This is a genomic window from Streptomyces sp. NPDC059002 (assembly GCF_042740435.1).
GTDB lineage: Bacteria > Actinomycetota > Actinomycetes > Streptomycetales > Streptomycetaceae > Streptomyces.
This window is the reverse complement of record NZ_JBHYJI010000043.1, coordinates 32,685-46,914: the sequence shown is the minus strand read 5'-3', so window position 1 is coordinate 46,914 and position 14,230 is coordinate 32,685. Positions and strand designations below refer to the sequence as shown.

The 14,230-nt window shown below is 70.0% G+C and carries 17 protein-coding genes and 3 tRNA genes (1 of these 20 running past the window's edge); 7 read left to right on the top strand and 13 right to left on the bottom strand.

The annotated features are described in order from the left end of the window. Positions 1-30 precede the first annotated feature (30 nt). The gene (locus ACFWZ2_RS30625) at positions 31-1,299 is read left to right on the top strand and encodes an FAD-dependent monooxygenase (protein WP_384551150.1); all 1,269 of its coding nucleotides are present in this window, start codon (positions 31-33) and stop codon (positions 1,297-1,299) included. On the opposite strand, the gene thiD is transcribed toward ACFWZ2_RS30625, so the two are convergent. Both thiD and ACFWZ2_RS30615 read right to left on the bottom strand, forming a co-directional pair. Next, the gene (gene thiD, locus ACFWZ2_RS30620; protein ID WP_384551148.1) at positions 1,272-2,066 is read right to left on the bottom strand and encodes a bifunctional hydroxymethylpyrimidine kinase/phosphomethylpyrimidine kinase; all 795 of its coding nucleotides are present in this window, start codon (positions 2,064-2,066) and stop codon (positions 1,272-1,274) included. The genes ACFWZ2_RS30625 and thiD overlap by 28 nt on opposite strands. Beyond that, on the bottom strand, positions 2,063-3,031 hold the full coding sequence (locus ACFWZ2_RS30615; RefSeq protein WP_384551147.1) for a thiamine-phosphate kinase: 969 nt from the start codon (positions 3,029-3,031) through the stop codon (positions 2,063-2,065). Before ACFWZ2_RS30615 ends, thiD begins: the two co-directional genes overlap by 4 nt. 209 nt (positions 3,032-3,240) lie before the next feature. On the opposite strand from ACFWZ2_RS30615, the gene ACFWZ2_RS30610 reads away from it, so the two are divergent. Next, the gene (locus ACFWZ2_RS30610) at positions 3,241-3,474 is read left to right on the top strand and encodes an Lrp/AsnC family transcriptional regulator (RefSeq protein WP_016642988.1); all 234 of its coding nucleotides are present in this window, start codon (positions 3,241-3,243) and stop codon (positions 3,472-3,474) included. 20 nt (positions 3,475-3,494) lie between these two features. Continuing rightward, complete coding sequence (locus ACFWZ2_RS30605; protein WP_384551144.1) at positions 3,495-3,992, top strand: DUF3515 domain-containing protein; 498 nt, start codon at positions 3,495-3,497, stop codon at positions 3,990-3,992. A 34-nt stretch (positions 3,993-4,026) separates the two neighbouring features. On the opposite strand, the gene ACFWZ2_RS30600 is transcribed toward ACFWZ2_RS30605, so the two are convergent. From ACFWZ2_RS30600 to ACFWZ2_RS30590, 3 genes are read right to left on the bottom strand one after another with little or no spacing between them, the layout of a single operon-like run. After that, positions 4,027-5,208 carry a D-alanine--D-alanine ligase family protein gene (locus tag ACFWZ2_RS30600; RefSeq protein WP_384551143.1) on the bottom strand — a complete coding sequence of 394 codons (1,182 nt, stop codon included), beginning with the start codon at positions 5,206-5,208 and terminating at the stop codon, positions 4,027-4,029. Between the two features lie 34 nt (positions 5,209-5,242). Further along, positions 5,243-6,271 carry an NAD(P)H-dependent glycerol-3-phosphate dehydrogenase gene (locus tag ACFWZ2_RS30595; protein ID WP_384551141.1) on the bottom strand — a complete coding sequence of 343 codons (1,029 nt, stop codon included), beginning with the start codon at positions 6,269-6,271 and terminating at the stop codon, positions 5,243-5,245. Further along, positions 6,268-7,050, bottom strand: a complete 783-nt coding sequence (locus ACFWZ2_RS30590; RefSeq protein WP_384551139.1) for a lysophospholipid acyltransferase family protein — start codon at positions 7,048-7,050, stop codon at positions 6,268-6,270. Before ACFWZ2_RS30590 ends, ACFWZ2_RS30595 begins: the two co-directional genes overlap by 4 nt. A 211-nt stretch (positions 7,051-7,261) precedes the next feature. On the opposite strand from ACFWZ2_RS30590, the gene cofC reads away from it, so the two are divergent. Beyond that, positions 7,262-7,897 (top strand): 2-phospho-L-lactate guanylyltransferase, encoded by a 636-nt coding sequence (gene cofC, locus ACFWZ2_RS30585; protein ID WP_384551137.1) that lies wholly within the window; start codon positions 7,262-7,264, stop codon positions 7,895-7,897. A 13-nt stretch (positions 7,898-7,910) separates the two neighbouring features. Continuing rightward, positions 7,911-8,114: a hypothetical protein gene (locus ACFWZ2_RS30580; RefSeq protein ID WP_361180435.1), complete on the top strand. Its 204-nt coding sequence runs from the start codon at positions 7,911-7,913 to the stop codon at positions 8,112-8,114. A gap of 118 nt (positions 8,115-8,232) precedes the next feature. Here the strand turns inward: ACFWZ2_RS30580 and ACFWZ2_RS30575 are convergent, their stop codons facing one another. From ACFWZ2_RS30575 to leuC, 4 genes are all read right to left on the bottom strand, one after another. Beyond that, positions 8,233-8,922 carry an HU family DNA-binding protein gene (locus ACFWZ2_RS30575; RefSeq protein ID WP_384551135.1) on the bottom strand — a complete coding sequence of 230 codons (690 nt, stop codon included), beginning with the start codon at positions 8,920-8,922 and terminating at the stop codon, positions 8,233-8,235. A 162-nt stretch (positions 8,923-9,084) separates the two neighbouring features. Next, positions 9,085-9,321, bottom strand: coding sequence for a hypothetical protein (locus ACFWZ2_RS30570; RefSeq protein WP_384551133.1), 237 nt, complete (start codon positions 9,319-9,321; stop codon positions 9,085-9,087). Positions 9,322-9,558: 237 nt separating this feature from the next. Continuing rightward, positions 9,559-10,152, bottom strand: coding sequence for a 3-isopropylmalate dehydratase small subunit (leuD, locus tag ACFWZ2_RS30565; protein WP_384551131.1), 594 nt, complete (start codon positions 10,150-10,152; stop codon positions 9,559-9,561). A gap of 5 nt (positions 10,153-10,157) precedes the next feature. After that, the gene (leuC, locus tag ACFWZ2_RS30560; protein WP_384551130.1) at positions 10,158-11,582 is read right to left on the bottom strand and encodes a 3-isopropylmalate dehydratase large subunit; all 1,425 of its coding nucleotides are present in this window, start codon (positions 11,580-11,582) and stop codon (positions 10,158-10,160) included. A 181-nt stretch (positions 11,583-11,763) separates the two neighbouring features. On the opposite strand from leuC, the gene ndgR reads away from it, so the two are divergent. Then, complete coding sequence (gene ndgR / locus ACFWZ2_RS30555) at positions 11,764-12,480, top strand: IclR family transcriptional regulator NdgR (protein ID WP_058942291.1); 717 nt, start codon at positions 11,764-11,766, stop codon at positions 12,478-12,480. A gap of 99 nt (positions 12,481-12,579) precedes the next feature. Here the strand turns inward: ndgR and ACFWZ2_RS30550 are convergent, their stop codons facing one another. Then, a complete protein-coding gene (locus ACFWZ2_RS30550; RefSeq protein ID WP_384551128.1) occupies positions 12,580-13,065 on the bottom strand; it encodes a DUF4188 domain-containing protein in 486 nt (161 codons plus the stop codon). Between the two features lie 107 nt (positions 13,066-13,172). Here ACFWZ2_RS30550 and ACFWZ2_RS30545 point away from each other — a divergent pair, with 107 nt between their 5' ends. Next, the gene (locus ACFWZ2_RS30545; protein WP_384551125.1) at positions 13,173-13,880 is read left to right on the top strand and encodes a MerR family transcriptional regulator; all 708 of its coding nucleotides are present in this window, start codon (positions 13,173-13,175) and stop codon (positions 13,878-13,880) included. A 90-nt stretch (positions 13,881-13,970) separates the two neighbouring features. Here the strand turns inward: ACFWZ2_RS30545 and ACFWZ2_RS30540 are convergent. The 3 genes from ACFWZ2_RS30540 to ACFWZ2_RS30530 form a co-directional block, all read right to left on the bottom strand. Continuing rightward, a tRNA-Glu gene (locus tag ACFWZ2_RS30540) sits at positions 13,971-14,043 on the bottom strand. 28 nt (positions 14,044-14,071) lie between these two features. After that, positions 14,072-14,143, bottom strand: a tRNA-Gln gene (locus tag ACFWZ2_RS30535). 31 nt (positions 14,144-14,174) lie between these two features. Next, positions 14,175-14,230 (bottom strand) — tRNA-Glu (locus tag ACFWZ2_RS30530); it runs 117 nt beyond the window's last position.

Below are 14,230 nucleotides of genomic sequence, written 5' to 3'. Positions count from 1 at the left end.
ACGGTCAGCGGCCGCGTCGAGGCTTCCCCCATGACGAACTCGACGAGCACCCCGCAGACCGCCACCCACAGCCTCACCCACCTGAACGTCCTGATCTCGGGGGCCAGCGTCGCTGGCCCCGCGCTCGCCCTCTGGCTCGCCCGCTACGGGGCCCGCGTCACCGTCCTGGAGAAGGCGCCCGCCCTGCGCGAGGGCGGCTTCGCGGTCGACTTCAGGGGCGAGGTGCACCGCACCGTGCTGCGCCGCATGGGCATCTGGGACGAGGTCCACCGCCGGCAGACGCACATGGGCCGCCAGACCATCGTCGAGGCCGACGACCGGGAGCGGGTGGATCTGCCCGCGTTCCTGATGAGCGGCGACGTGGAGATCTTCCGCGGCGAGCTCTCCAAGATCCTGTACGAGCGGACCAAGGACCGTGTGGAGTACGTCTTCGGAGACTCCATCGCCTCGCTGACCGAGGACTCCGAAGGCATCGACGTGACCTTCGACCACGGCGCTCCCCGCCGCTTCGACCTGGTCGTCGGCGCCGACGGACTGCACTCCCACACCCGCCGTCTGGTCTTCGGCGACGAGTCGCGGTACCTGCGCTTCCTCGGCTACTACGTGGCGGGGTTCGGCATCCCCAACCACCTCGGCCTCGACCGCACCGCCCGCATCTACAGCGAGCCCGGCCGCAGCATCATGATCAACAACTATGACGGCGACCCGTCGGCGGCGGGCGCGTGCCTGGTCTTCAAGTCCGAACGGCTCGACTACGACCGGCACGACATCGGCCGGCAGAAGGAGATCCTCGCCGACCGGTTCGCGGGCCTGGGCTGGACGCACGCGGCAAAGGCCCTGGACGGCCTGGAGAGCGCCGACGAGCTGTACTTCGACGCCATCGCCCAGATCCACATCGACCGGCTCTCACAGGGCCGCGTGGTCCTGCTCGGCGACGCCGGGTACGGCGCCACGATGGGCGGCATCGGGACCGGCACCGCGCTGGTCTCCGCGTACGTCCTGGCCGGTGAGCTCGCGGCCGCGCGGGGCGACCACCGGACCGGCTTCGCCGCGTACGAGGCGGAGATCCGCGCCTACGCCAAGGGCTGCCAGAAGAGCTCCGGCAACGCGGGGCCCTTCCTCGCCCCGGCCACCGAGAAGAAGATCCGCAGCCGCGACCGGATGTACCGGATGCTCAGCTCCCGTTTCCTGGCGGGCTTCTTCAAGAGGCTCACCGAGAAGGCCGCGAGCGACCTGACGCTCAAGGACTACGCCCGGCAGCCCGCGCGGGGCTATGCCTCCCTGAACCGCCAGCCGTGATCCACCGGGCCGATCCCGTCGCCGAGTGCGAACCCGGCGGCGATCGCCCCGGTGACGTACTCCTTGGCCGCCATGACGGCCTCGGGGACGCTCTGCCCCTTCGCCAGCTGCGCGGCGATCGCGCTGGCGAGCGTGCAGCCCGTGCCGTGCGTGTGGCGGTTGTCGTGGCGCGGGGCGCGCAGCACGTGCTCTTCGGAGCCGTCGGTGAGCAAGTCCACGGCGTCGCCGCTGAGATGGCCGCCCTTGATGAGCACCCACCGCGGCCCGTACGCGAGGACGGCGGCCGCGGCGCGCCGCATATCGTCCTCCGACTCGACGTGCACGCCGGTGAGTTGGGCGACCTCGTCGAGGTTGGGCGTCGCGACCGTGGCGACCGGCAGCAGCTTCGTGCGGACGGAGTCCAGGGCGGACGCCGCGAGCAGCGCGTCACCGTGCTTGGAGACGCCCACCGGGTCGACGACCGCGGGCGCGTCCGTGCCCGCGAGCAACTCGGCGACGGCCTCGACCAGTTCGGCCGACGCGAGCATGCCGGTCTTCACGGCCTGTACGCCGATGTCGTCGACGACGCTGCGGTACTGGGCCCGCACCGCCTCCACCGGAAGCTCCCAGAAGCCCTGCACGCCCAGGGAGTTCTGCGCGGTCACGGCCGTCACGACACTCATGCCGTGCGTGCCGAGGGCCAGCATCGTCTTCAGGTCGGCCTGGATGCCCGCGCCGCCCCCGGAGTCGGACCCGGCGACGGTGAGCACCCGCGGCGGCGCGGTCACTCCGCGTCCCCGTTGTCCCCGAAGTGGTCCCAGCCCTTGCTGGTCCACGGGGCGCCGTCGACGGTCACCTGGGGCAGCGCCGAGGGGTTGAGGACCTCGCCGATGACCTTCCAGCGGGCGGGCAGCTTCACGTCGGCGGGGAACGTCGCCACGATCGCGTGGTCCTCGCCGCCGTTGAGCACCCACTGGAGCGGGTCGACGCCGACGGCCTGACCGATGTCGTTCATCTGCGAGGGCACGTCGACGTCTCCGGAGCGGATGTCGATGCGCACCTTGCTGGACTCGGCGATGTGGCCGAGGTCGGCGATGAGCCCGTCGCTGACGTCCGTCATGGAGGTCGCGCCGAGCCCGGCGGCCGCGGGGCCCGCGTGGTACGGCGGTTCGGGCCTGCGGTGGGCCTCCACGAAGGCGCGGGGCGAGCGGAAGCCGCGCGAGAGGACCGCGTGCCCGGCGGCGGACCAGCCGAGCCAGCCCGTCACGGCGACGACGTCGCCCGGCTGGGCACCCGCGCGCGTGACCGGCTCGTGGTTGCGCAGATCGCCGAGCGCGGTGATCGAGACGGTGATGGTGTCGCCGCGCACGACGTCGCCGCCGACGACGGCGGCGCCCGCGACCTGGCACTCGTCCCGGAGTCCGTCCATCAGCTCGACGGCCCAGCTGGCGGGGAGTTCGGCGGGCACCACGAGGCCGAGCAGCAGCGCGGTGGGGACGGCGCCCATCGCGGCGATGTCCGCGAGGTTCTGGGCGGCGGCCTTGCGGCCCACGTCGTACGCGGTGGACCAGTCGCGGCGGAAGTGCCGCCCCTCAAGGAGGATGTCCGTGCTCGCCACGACCCTGCGGTCCGGAGCGGACACGACCGCGGCGTCATCGCCCGGGCCGAGCCGTACGGCCGGAGTGGAGGTGAGCCGGGAGGTGAGCTCTCTGATGAGCCCGAACTCCCCCAACTCGCCCACGGTTCCCTTCACCGAGTCTCACCATGCCCTTTCACGCTGCTCGGCCCCCGGTCGCGAGCCGCCACTGTCATCGGTACGGTCGACGTGACCGTCAACTTGTGTTGTCCGTCCACCACCATGTGCGCGCCACAGCTCACCCGGGTCTCCCCGTGGCGAGCGGCGACGCGGTACCGTGGCGTCCCTTCTCCCCACATGATCCTCGTGGCCGCCCTGGAGGTTCCGTGGTACAGGCGTACATCCTGATCCAAACAGAGGTCGGCAAGGCGTCGACCGTCGCCGAGCTGATCGGCAAGATCCCAGGAGTGATTCAGGCCGAGGACGTGACCGGACCCTACGACGTCATCGTGCGCGCCCAGGCCGACACCGTGGACGAGCTCGGCCGCATGGTGGTCGCGAAGGTTCAGCAGGTGGACGGCATCACCCGAACTCTGACCTGCCCGGTCGTGCACTTGTAGCCCCCGTCTACCCTGGCCCGGTGAACATCCCCCGTCTCCGGCGCCGCTGCCTCACAGGAACGTCCGCCCTCGCCCTGTTGATCACGACAGCGGCCTGTTCAGTTACGGACGACGAGGCGTCAGTGGCGGTTCCGTCCCCGGACGCTAAGACCGCGGGACTCTGCCGGAACCTGCACGAACAGCTCCCGAAGAAGATCGACGGGTTGGAGCGCACCGACCCCGGACCCGAGTCCGAGCTGACCGCCGGCTGGGGAGACCCGGCGATCATACTGCGCTGCGGTGTGCAGCGGCCCCCCGAGATGATCGACCCCGATTACGCCGCGCAGAACGGCGTGAAGGTGAACGGTGTCGCCTGGCTGCTGCAGAAGAACGACGACGGGTCGTACACCTTCACCACAGGGGCGCGCCTCGCCTACGTAGAGGTGACCTTGCCCAAGGAGCGGACGGGGGACGGCCTGGGGCCGCTCACGGACTTCGCCGGACCCATCAAGAAGACCGTCCCCACGGGGATCGCCTGACCCCCGGGGAACCGTCCCGCCTCCTGGAGGGCCGCTAGCGCAGGCCCGTCGAGCGGTTGAGCGCCGCCTGGATGAGGCGGTCCACCAGCTCTTCGTAGCTGACGCCGCTCTTCTCCCACATCTGCGGGTACATCGAGATGGGCGTGAAGCCCGGCATCGTGTTGATCTCGTTGATCACGAACCGGCCGTCCTCGGTGAGGAAGAAGTCCGCGCGCACCAGGCCCTCGCAGGACGCCGCCTCGAACGCCTCGACCGCGAGCCGCTGGATCTCCGCGGTCTCCTCGGGCGTCAGCGGGGCGGGCACGATGCCGGGCGTCGAGTCGATGTACTTCGCCTCGAAGTCGTAGTAGTCGTGCGCCTGCACCGGGGGGATCTCGGCGGGGACGCTCGCCCGCGGCCCGTCCTCGAACTCCAGGACGCCGCACTCGATCTCGCGGCCGCGCAGCAGCGCCTCGACGAGGATCTTGGGGTCGTGGAGCTGCGCCTCGGCGATCGCCTCGTCGAGGCCCTCGAAGGAGTCGACCTTCGTGATGCCGATCGAAGAGCCCGCGCGCGCGGGCTTGATGAACAGCGGCCAGCCGTGCTCGCCCGCGAAGTCCGCGATGCGCTGCCGGGCGCCCGACTCGTCCTGCCGCCACTCGCGCGGGCGGATCACCAGGTAGGGGCCGACGTTCAGCCCGAAGGACGTGAACACCCGCTTCATGTAGTCCTTGTCCTGGCCGACGGCCGAGGCGAGGACTCCGGAGCCGACGTAGGGCACTCCGGAGAGTTCGAGCAGCCCCTGGAGGGTGCCGTCCTCTCCGTAGGGACCGTGCAGCATCGGGAAGACGACGTCGACCTCGCCGAGCGCCTTGGGCACGGAGCCCGGCTCGCTGTAGACGACCTCACGGTTGCCGGGGGCCAGGGGCAGTACGACGCCGCCGTCGACGGAGTCGGAGAGGTCGGCCACGTTCGGCATCTGGCGGTCGGCGATCGCCATCCGCTCGGGCTCGTCGGCGGTCAGCGCCCAACGGCCGTCCGTGGTGATGCCGATCGGCAGCACGTCGTACTTGGAGCGGTCGATCGCGCGCAGCACGGCGCCCGCCGTGACGACGGAGATGCCGTGCTCCGAGCTGCGGCCGCCGAACACGACGGCCACACGCGGCTTGCGGAGCGACTGCTCAGAGCTCGACTCGGGGCGCTGCTCAGGGCTCTGGGGGAGGTTCTCGCTGCTCATATCGCGTCGAGAGTACCCGCTGTCCCAAAATCAGTCAGCGACGCTCGGGCTTGGCACTGCGCGACATGAGCTCCTTGAGGGCGACCATCGGCGGGGTGCCCTCGTGCACGATGCCCACGACGGTCTCCGTGATCGGCATGTCGACGCCGTGCCTGCGGGCCAGATCGAGCACCGACTCACAGGACTTGACGCCCTCCGCGGTCTGCTTGGTGACCGCGATCGTCTCCTCCAGGGTCATGCCCTTGCCGAGGTTGGTGCCGAAGGTGTGGTTGCGCGAGAGCGGCGACGAGCAGGTCGCCACGAGGTCGCCGAGGCCCGCCAGTCCGGAGAACGTCAGCGGGTCGGCGCCCATGGCGAGCCCGAGCCGGGTGGTCTCGGCGAGGCCGCGCGTGATGAGCGAGCCCTTGGCGTTGTCCCCCAGGCCCATGCCGTCCGCGATGCCGACGGCGAGCCCGATGACGTTCTTGACGGCGCCGCCGAGTTCGCAGCCGACCACGTCGGTGTTGGTGTACGGGCGGAAGTACGGGGTGTGGCAGGCCGTCTGGAGGCGTTGGGCGACCGCCTCGTCCCGGCAGGCCACCACGGCGGCCGCGGGCTGCCGTGCGGCGATCTCGCGGGCGAGGTTGGGCCCGGTGACGACGGCGACGCGGTCCGCGGGGACCTTCGTGACGTCCTCGATGACTTCGCTCATCCGCATCGCGGAGCCGAGTTCGACGCCCTTCATGAGCGAGACGAGGACCGTGTCGGGGGCGAGCAGCGGCGCCCACGCGGCGAGGTTCTCGCGCAGCGTCTGCGAGGGCACGGCGAGCACCGTGAAGTCGGCGCCCGCCACGGCCTCCGCGGGGTCGGTGGTCGCCCTGAGGTTCTCCGGGAGCTCGACGCCGGGGAGGTAGTCCGGGTTGGTCCGCGTGGAGTTGACCGCTTCGGCGAGTTCGGTGCGACGGCCCCACAGGGTGACGTCGCACCCCGCGTCGGCGAGCACCATGCCGAAGGCCGTACCCCAGGAGCCCGTTCCGAAGACGGCGGCCTTCACAGGGCCTGCCGAGTTCACGGGGTTCGTCACTTGCTGTCCTCCGGGGTGCTCTTTTCGGTGCTCTGCGGGGTGCTGCGGCCCGCGGCCTTGCGTCGTTGCTCACGCCGCGCCTTGCGCGGGTCGTACGGCGTCTGAGGGGCCTTCTCGCCCCTGACCTCTTCAAGGAGTTCGGTGATCGCGGCCATGATGGTCTCGGTCACCTCGCGCAGCACCTCGGCGGTCGGCTCCTTGTCGTAGAAGCGCGACAGGTCGACGGGGGCTCCGGCCTTCACCTGAAGGGTCTTGCGCGGGAAGAAGGAGGGCTTCTTGCTGTAAGGCGGCAGTGCGAGGTTGGCGCCCCACTGCGCGACCGGAATCACCGGGCACTTCGTCTTCAGGGCGACCCGCGCGGCACCGGACTTGGCGGTCATCGGCCACATGTCGGGGTCCCTGGTGAGGGTGCCCTCGGGGTAGAACGCGACGCACTCGCCGCGTTCGATGGCGTCGACCGCGGCGCGGAAGGCGTCGAGGGCGTTTGTGGTCTCGCGGTAGACCGGGATCTGGCCCGTGCCCTTCATCACCTTCGCGACAAAACCGCCCTTGAAAAGGCCGTCCTTTGCCAGGAAACGCGGCACCCGTCCGGTGTTGTACTGGAAGTGCGCGTACGAGAGCGGGTCGATATGTGAGTTGTGATTCACCGCCGTGATGAATCCGCCGTCGGCCGGAATGTGTTCCATTCCACGCCAGTCCCGCTTGAACAGAACCACCAGCGGCGGTTTTGCGATGACCGCCGCAAGGCGGTACCAGAAGCCGATTCTGCGGCGGGACACGCGGACACCTTCCTCCATGAACCTGGTCGGCCGCACAAGTGTCGCCCCAGGCTGCCTGTCTGTCGAGAACACCGTACGCCCACCCGTCTCCCGCCACCGCCCCTCCAATGAGCCCCTCCAACGAGCCCCTGCGCGACGTACCTTTCCCCGGCCTCGGTGCCCGGATCCCCCAGCAGGTCACAATGGGCGCGACGCGAAGGACGGAGCGCTCGTGCAGTGGACCCTGGTCATACCCCTGAAGCCGCTGGCGCGCGCCAAGAGCAGGCTCGCCGCGAGCGCCGGCGACGGCCTGCGGCCCGGCCTCGCCCTGGCGTTCGCGCAGGACACCGTGGCCGCCGCGGCGGCCTGCCCCGCGGTACGGGATGTGGCGGTCGTCACGGACGACGCCCTGGCCGGCCGTGAGCTGGCGGCGCTGGGCGCGCGGATCGTCCCCGATGCGCCGGGAGGGGGCCTCAACGCCGCTCTGCGGCACGGAACGGCCGCCGTGCGCGCCGAACGGCCCGAAGCGGCTGTCGCGGCCCTGAACGCCGATCTGCCGGCGCTGCGCCCGCTGGAATTGGCCCGGGTCCTCGACGGGGCCGCCCAATTCCCCCGGGCATTCCTGCCCGATGCCGCGGGAATCGGCACAACACTGCTCTCGGCCGTGGCCGGAACGGAATTGCGGCCGGTATTCGGCGGGGCGTCCCGCGCCCGGCACACGGCGTCCGGGGCGGTGGAACTCGCGCTGGACGGCGTCGATTCCGTACGCCAGGACGTGGACACCGGCGACGACCTGCGGGCCGCACTCGCGCTCGGCGTCGGCCCGCGCACCGCGGCGGCCGCGGCCCGGCTGCTCATCGCCGACTGAGTACGCTGCCCCCATGCAGGCGACCGCGTACACGTACGACTCCGAGACCCGCAGCGGCAGCGTGCTGCTCGACGACGGCACCCCGGTGCCTTTCGCGGCCCCCGCGTTCGACGCGGGCGGGCTGCGGCTGCTCCGGCCCGGTCAGCGCGTCCGCATCGAGGTGGACGGCGAGGGCGAGGCGCGCCGCATCACGCTGGTGACGCTGCAGACGTTCTGAGACGGGCCCCGGACGCCCCAAGGCGCCCTCCGGGGGCGCCGAAAAGCCGTCCGGACACACGACGCGGGCCGGGCTCCCCCGTGGGAGTCCGGCCCGGCGCGTGAGTGCCCTCGTGCCCTTACTTCTTGCGGGCCGTGGCCTTCTTGGCGGTCGTCTTGCGCGCCGTGGACTTCTTCGCGGGCGCCTTCTTCGCCGTGGCCTTCTTGGCCGGTGCCGTCTTCTTGGCGGTGGCCTTCTTGGCGGGCGCGGCCTTCTTGGCGGTGGTCTTCTTCGCCGTCGCCTTCTTGGCCGTGGCCTTCGTCGCCGTCTTCTTGGCGGTGGCCTTCTTGGCGGCGGTCTTCTTCGCCGTCGCCGTGGTCTTCTTCGCGGTGGTCTTCTTGGCGGTGGTCTTCTTCGCCACTGCCTTCGTCGCCGTCTTCTTGGCGGTGGCCTTCTTGGCCGCGGCCTTCTTGACGGTCGAGCGGGTGGAAGTGCCACCCGAGAGGCTGCCCTTGGGCGCCTTCTTGACCGCGACGTCGTTCTTCGGGAGCTTCTTCGAGCCGCTCACCAGGTCCTTGAAGCCCTGGCCCGCGCGGAACCGCGGAACCGAGGTCTTCTTGACCCGCACGCGCTCCCCGGTCTGCGGGTTGCGGGCGTAACGGGCCGGGCGGTCGACCTTCTCGAACGAGCCGAAGCCCGTGACCGAAACGCGGTCCCCGCTGACAACGGCACGGACGATGGCGTCCAGGACCGCGTCCACGGCGTCGGCGGCCTGCTGACGGCCGCCAACCTTGTCGGCAATCGCTTCTACGAGCTGCGCCTTGTTCACGTCTTCCCCTTCGGAGACATTGCCGGGAGCGAAATACTCCGGCTTTTTCGCACGTTAGGCAGATATATACCGCAAATCAAACACGAAACGGGCTAATCACCCTTGTGCCGCAACGAACTAGACCATCTCGGAGTTCCTCGAAGGCATGTTGAGGCTTGTGGCTCAGGCGTCTTCGGGGAATCGGCCCTCGTCAACTTCGTCGAGGGACGCCATCAATCGCTCCAGACGCCTTGCCGCATCGGCGAGATCGTGTTTGGCCGCGGCCGTAATGACCAGCAGCTTCCGGGTCAGCGCCATCCGTACGCCCTCCGGGACTTGCAGTGCACGCACCCGTGAGTGCGCTTCCTTCAGTTGGTCCGCGACGAGCCCGTAGAGCTCGAGTTGGCTGTCACGTCCCATGCACCGATTGTGCCATCTAGGGCGAGTTGTCGCCTCCGCAGGGGGTAACTACCGCCGTCCGCCGCTCTCCTGAGGGTACCTGCTCAAGCCGAGTACAAGGGGATTTCAAGCCTCTTCTCCCTTCCGGAACAAGGGAGTTGAGACCACCCATTCAGGTCATCGGGGCCCCTGGAGGAGCGCACACAGATGTACCCCCAACCGTCCACGATTGGGGGTACACGGGGGTGTTGCGGGGTGTCAGACCTGCGCGGTTCGCGGCTTGTACGAGGGGCGCCGGGTCTCGTACGAGGCGATGTCGGGCTCGTTCTGCAGCGTGATGCTGATGTCGTCGAGGCCGTTCAGGAGCCGCCAGCGGGCGTTTTCGTCGAGTTCGAAGTCGGCGGTGATGCCCTCCGCACGGACCTGGCGGTCCTGGAGGTCGACGGTGATCTCGGCCTGCGGGTCGTTCTCGGTCAGCTCCCAGAGCGCGTCCACGACCTTCTGGTCGAGCACGACGGTGAGCAGGCCGTTCTTCAGCGAGTTGCCGCGGAAGATGTCGGCGAAGCGGGAGGAGATGACGGTCTTGAAGCCGTAGTTCTGCAGCGCCCACACGGCGTGCTCGCGGGAGGAACCCGTACCGAAGTCGGGACCCGCGACCAGGACCGTGGCGCCCTGCCGCTCGGGCTTGTTGAGCACGAACTCGGAGTCCTTGCGCCAGGCCTCGAAGAGCCCGTCCTCGAAACCGTCCCTGGTGACCTTCTTCAGCCAGTGGGCGGGGATGATCTGGTCGGTGTCGACGTTGCTGCGGCGCAGCGGTACGGCCCGGCCGGTGTGCGTGGTGAAAGCTTCCATGATTCTCAGACTCCGGCGGTCACGGGGGCGTCGGACAGGTCGGCGGGCGCGGCCAGGTGGCCGGTGACCGCGGTGGCGGCGGCCACCTGCGGGGAGACCAGGTGGGTGCGGCCGCCCTTGCCCTGCCTGCCTTCGAAGTTGCGGTTGGAGGTGGACGCCGAGCGCTCGCCGGGGGCCAGTTGGTCGGGGTTCATGCCCAGGCACATCGAGCAGCCCGCGTGCCGCCATTCGGCTCCCGCGGCGGTGAACACCTTGTCCAGGCCCTCCTCGACGGCCTGCAGGGCGACCCGGACCGAGCCGGGGACGACCAGCATCCGTACGCCGTCGGCGACTTTGCGGCCCTCGACGACGGAGGCGGCCGCGCGCAGGTCCTCGATGCGGCCGTTGGTGCACGAACCTACGAAGACGGTGTCGACCTTGATGTCGCGCAGCGGCTGCCCGGCGGTCAACCCCATGTATTCCAGGGCCTTTTCGGCGGCGTTGCGCTCCGAAGCGTCTTCGTACGAAGCCGGGTCGGGGACGCTCGCCGAAAGGGGCGCTCCCTGGCCGGGGTTGGTGCCCCAGGTGACGAACGGCGCGAGGGCGGTGGCGTCGATGTAGACCTCGGCGTCGAAGACCGCGTCGTCGTCCGTCTTCAGGGTCTTCCAGTACGCCACGGCGGCGTCCCAGTCCTCGCCCTGCGGGGCGTGGGCGCGGCCCTTGATGTAGTCGAAGGTGGTCGCGTCGGGGGCGATCATGCCCGCGCGGGCGCCCGCCTCGATCGACATGTTGCAGATGGTCATGCGGGCCTCCATCGAGAGCTTCTCGATGGCCGGGCCGCGGTACTCCAGGACGTAGCCCTGGCCGCCGCCGGTGCCGATCTTCGCGATGATGGCGAGGATCAGGTCCTTGGCCGTGACGCCGTCGGGCAGCTCGCCGTCGACCGTGATGGCCATGGTCTTCGGGCGGGCCATCGGCAGCGTCTGGGTGGCGAGCACGTGCTCGACCTGGGAGGTGCCGATGCCGAACGCCAGGGCGCCGAAGGCTCCGTGGGTCGAGGTGTGCGAGTCGCCGCAGACCACGGTCGTGCCGGGCTGGGTCAGTCCCAGCTGCGGTCCCACCACGTGGACGACGCCCTGCTCGACGTCGCCCAGCGGGTGCAGGCGCACCCCGAACTCGGCGCAGTTCTTGCGCAGCGTCTCCAGCTGGGCGCGCGAGACCGGGTCGGCGATGGGCTTGTCGATGTCGAGGGTCGGGGTGTTGTGATCCTCGGTCGCGATGGTGAGGTCGAGCCGCCGCACCTGACGGCCGGCCTGGCGGAGGCCGTCGAAGGCCTGGGGGCTGGTCACCTCGTGCAGCAGGTGCAGATCGATGTAGAGGAGGTCGGGCTCGCCCTCGGCGCGCCGGACGACGTGGTCGTCCCAGACCTTCTCCGCGAGTGTCCTACCCATCGCTTTCCCTCCGACCGGCCGCTTCGCCGGCCCAACTAGAGAATCTGTTCGCCGACGCGCGTACCCCTCGTACCGCGCGTCGACCGCGAAATCCGTTGGTCCGCGGATCGCTCGTACAGAGTGGCGCGTTCCACGGAAATTTGAACTTGCGTTTCACAGAGTGAGACGCGAGTATCGACGCATGGACAACTCTAGCGGCGTCGGCGTTCTCGACAAGGCGGCTCTTGTCTTGAGCGCCCTGGAGTCCGGTCCGGCCACCCTCGCAGGACTGGTCGCGGCCACCGGGCTCGCACGACCCACGGCCCACCGACTGGCCGTGGCACTGGAACACCACCGGATGGTGGCGCGGGACATGCAGGGCCGTTTCATCCTCGGCCCGCGCCTGGCCGAACTGGCCGCCGCGGCGGGCGAGGACCGCCTGCTGGCGACGGCGGGGCCGGTCCTCACGCACCTGCGGGACGTGACCGGCGAGAGCGCGCAGCTCTATCGCCGCCAGGGCGACATGCGCATCTGCGTCGCCGCGGCCGAGCGCCTCTCGGGCCTGCGGGACACCGTCCCCGTCGGCTCCACGCTCACGATGAAGGCGGGCTCGTCGGCCCAGATCCTGATGGCCTGGGAGGAGCCCGAGCGCCTGCACCGCGGCCTCCAGGGCGCCCGTTTCACGGCCACGGCCCTCTCGGGCGTACGACGCAGGGGCTGGGCCCAGTCGATCGGCGAGCGGGAGCCGGGCGTCGCGTCCGTCTCCGCGCCGGTGCGCGGCCCCTCGAACCGCGTGGTCGCCGCCGTCTCGGTCTCCGGACCGATCGAGCGCCTGACCCGCCACCCGGGCCGTATGCACGCGCAGGCGGTCATCGACGCGGCCGGACGCCTCTCCGAGGCCCTGCGCCGCTCGGGCTGACACATGGAGCGACCAGGAGGAGGCGCCTCAACGCCGCGGCGCCCCTCCCGGCCACGCTCCCCCACAGAACCCCCGTAGCCCCCTGGCCCCGCGGAACCCTCAGACCGCCCTGAGGCGATCGGCCGCACGCTCCCCGCGACGGCCCACCGGAATCACGCCCGTGGCCTTGCCCAGGCCGAACTCCGGCATGTTGACGTACACGGCCTCATGGGCCCCGGCCGGCACGACGAACGTCTCGTGCCAGAAGCCGACCTTCCCCTTGCCTTCCCGGATGCGCCGGTTGAAGGCCGCCCACGCGGGCCGGTGTTCCTTGTCCTGCGCCGCGGAGTAGGCCAGCAGCTTCTCCTGCGACTCCCAGTACTGGACGACGTACACCAGGCGCGTGCCGCCGAACAGCAGCCGGTATCCGAGCATCCCGCTCCCCCGGTCCTTCGACAGCTCCTTGAGCATGCGCGGCATCGCGACGAAGACGGGCCACCAGCTGCGTACGGCACGGAAGTTGTTGATGCGCATCCCGATGTGGAAGACGACCACTCCGTCCCGCGCGTCGGCGGTCATGCGCCCTTCGATCGGCTTGCTGCTCATGACGGTTCCCCCTTCGTAGAGCCCTGGCCGAGCATTGGATAGTTCCGCTATCCATGATTGGATAGTGCCACTCTCCAAACGGCGGCGCAAGAGGGAGGCACGAGTCGATGAGACTGGCGGAGCTGAGTCGGCACAGCGGGGTCCCCACGGCCACGATCAAGTACTACTTGCGCGAGGGGCTACTGCCGCCGGGCCGCCGTGTGACGGCGACACAGGCCGAGTACGACGACTCGCATCTGCAGCGGCTGCGCCTGGTGCGGGCGCTGATACAGGTGGGCCGGGTGCCGATCGCCTCGGCGCGCGAGGTGCTCGCCGCTCTGGAGGACGAGTCGCTGGACCACAACTCCCGCCTGGGCACGGCCGTGTGGGCCCTGCCGCACGGCCCGGAGTCCACCGAGGGCGACCGGGCCGCGCAGGAGGCGCGCGACACGGTCGACGCACTGCTCGAAGGTCTTGGCTGGGCACACGCGCAGGAGTACGCGGACGCGTCACCGGCCTATCGGATGCTGGTGACCGCGGTGGCCACGCTGTCCCGGCTCGGATATCCGTGCGCCGTCGGCGACTTGGCGCCCTATGCCCGCTCGGGGCATCAACTGGCCGTCGCCGATCTGGACTTGATCGAGCGGTACGAGTCGCCGGACCGGCAGGTGGAGGCGGCCGTCGCGCTCACGGTGCTGTACGAGCCGGTGCTGTTGAGCCTGCGGCGCATCGCACAGGCCGAGGAGTCCAATCGCCGCTACAGAGCGGGCGGTTCGGCCGAGGCGGCGGAGGCGGAGGCGGAGGCGGAGGCGGAGGCGGAGGCGACCGAGGGGTGATCAGCCGGGGCGTGATCAGGAGATGAGGAGATCCACCCCCGGACACGGCGAAGGGGCCCTCCCTGATGGGAAGGCCCCTTGTCGCTTCTGTACCCCCGACCGGATTCGAACCGGCGCTACCGCCTTGAGAGGGCGGCGTGCTAGGCCGCTACACAACGGGGGCGAGGATCTTGTGTTGCCACACGATCCAGCTGGGCTACCAGGACTCGAACCTAAACTAACGGAACCAGAAACCGTCGTGCTGCCAATTACACCATAGCCCAATGTGGTCTAGACCAAGTCTAGGACCTACAGTACCCCCGACCGGATTCGAACCGGCGCTACCGCCTTGAGAGGGCGGCGTGCTAGGC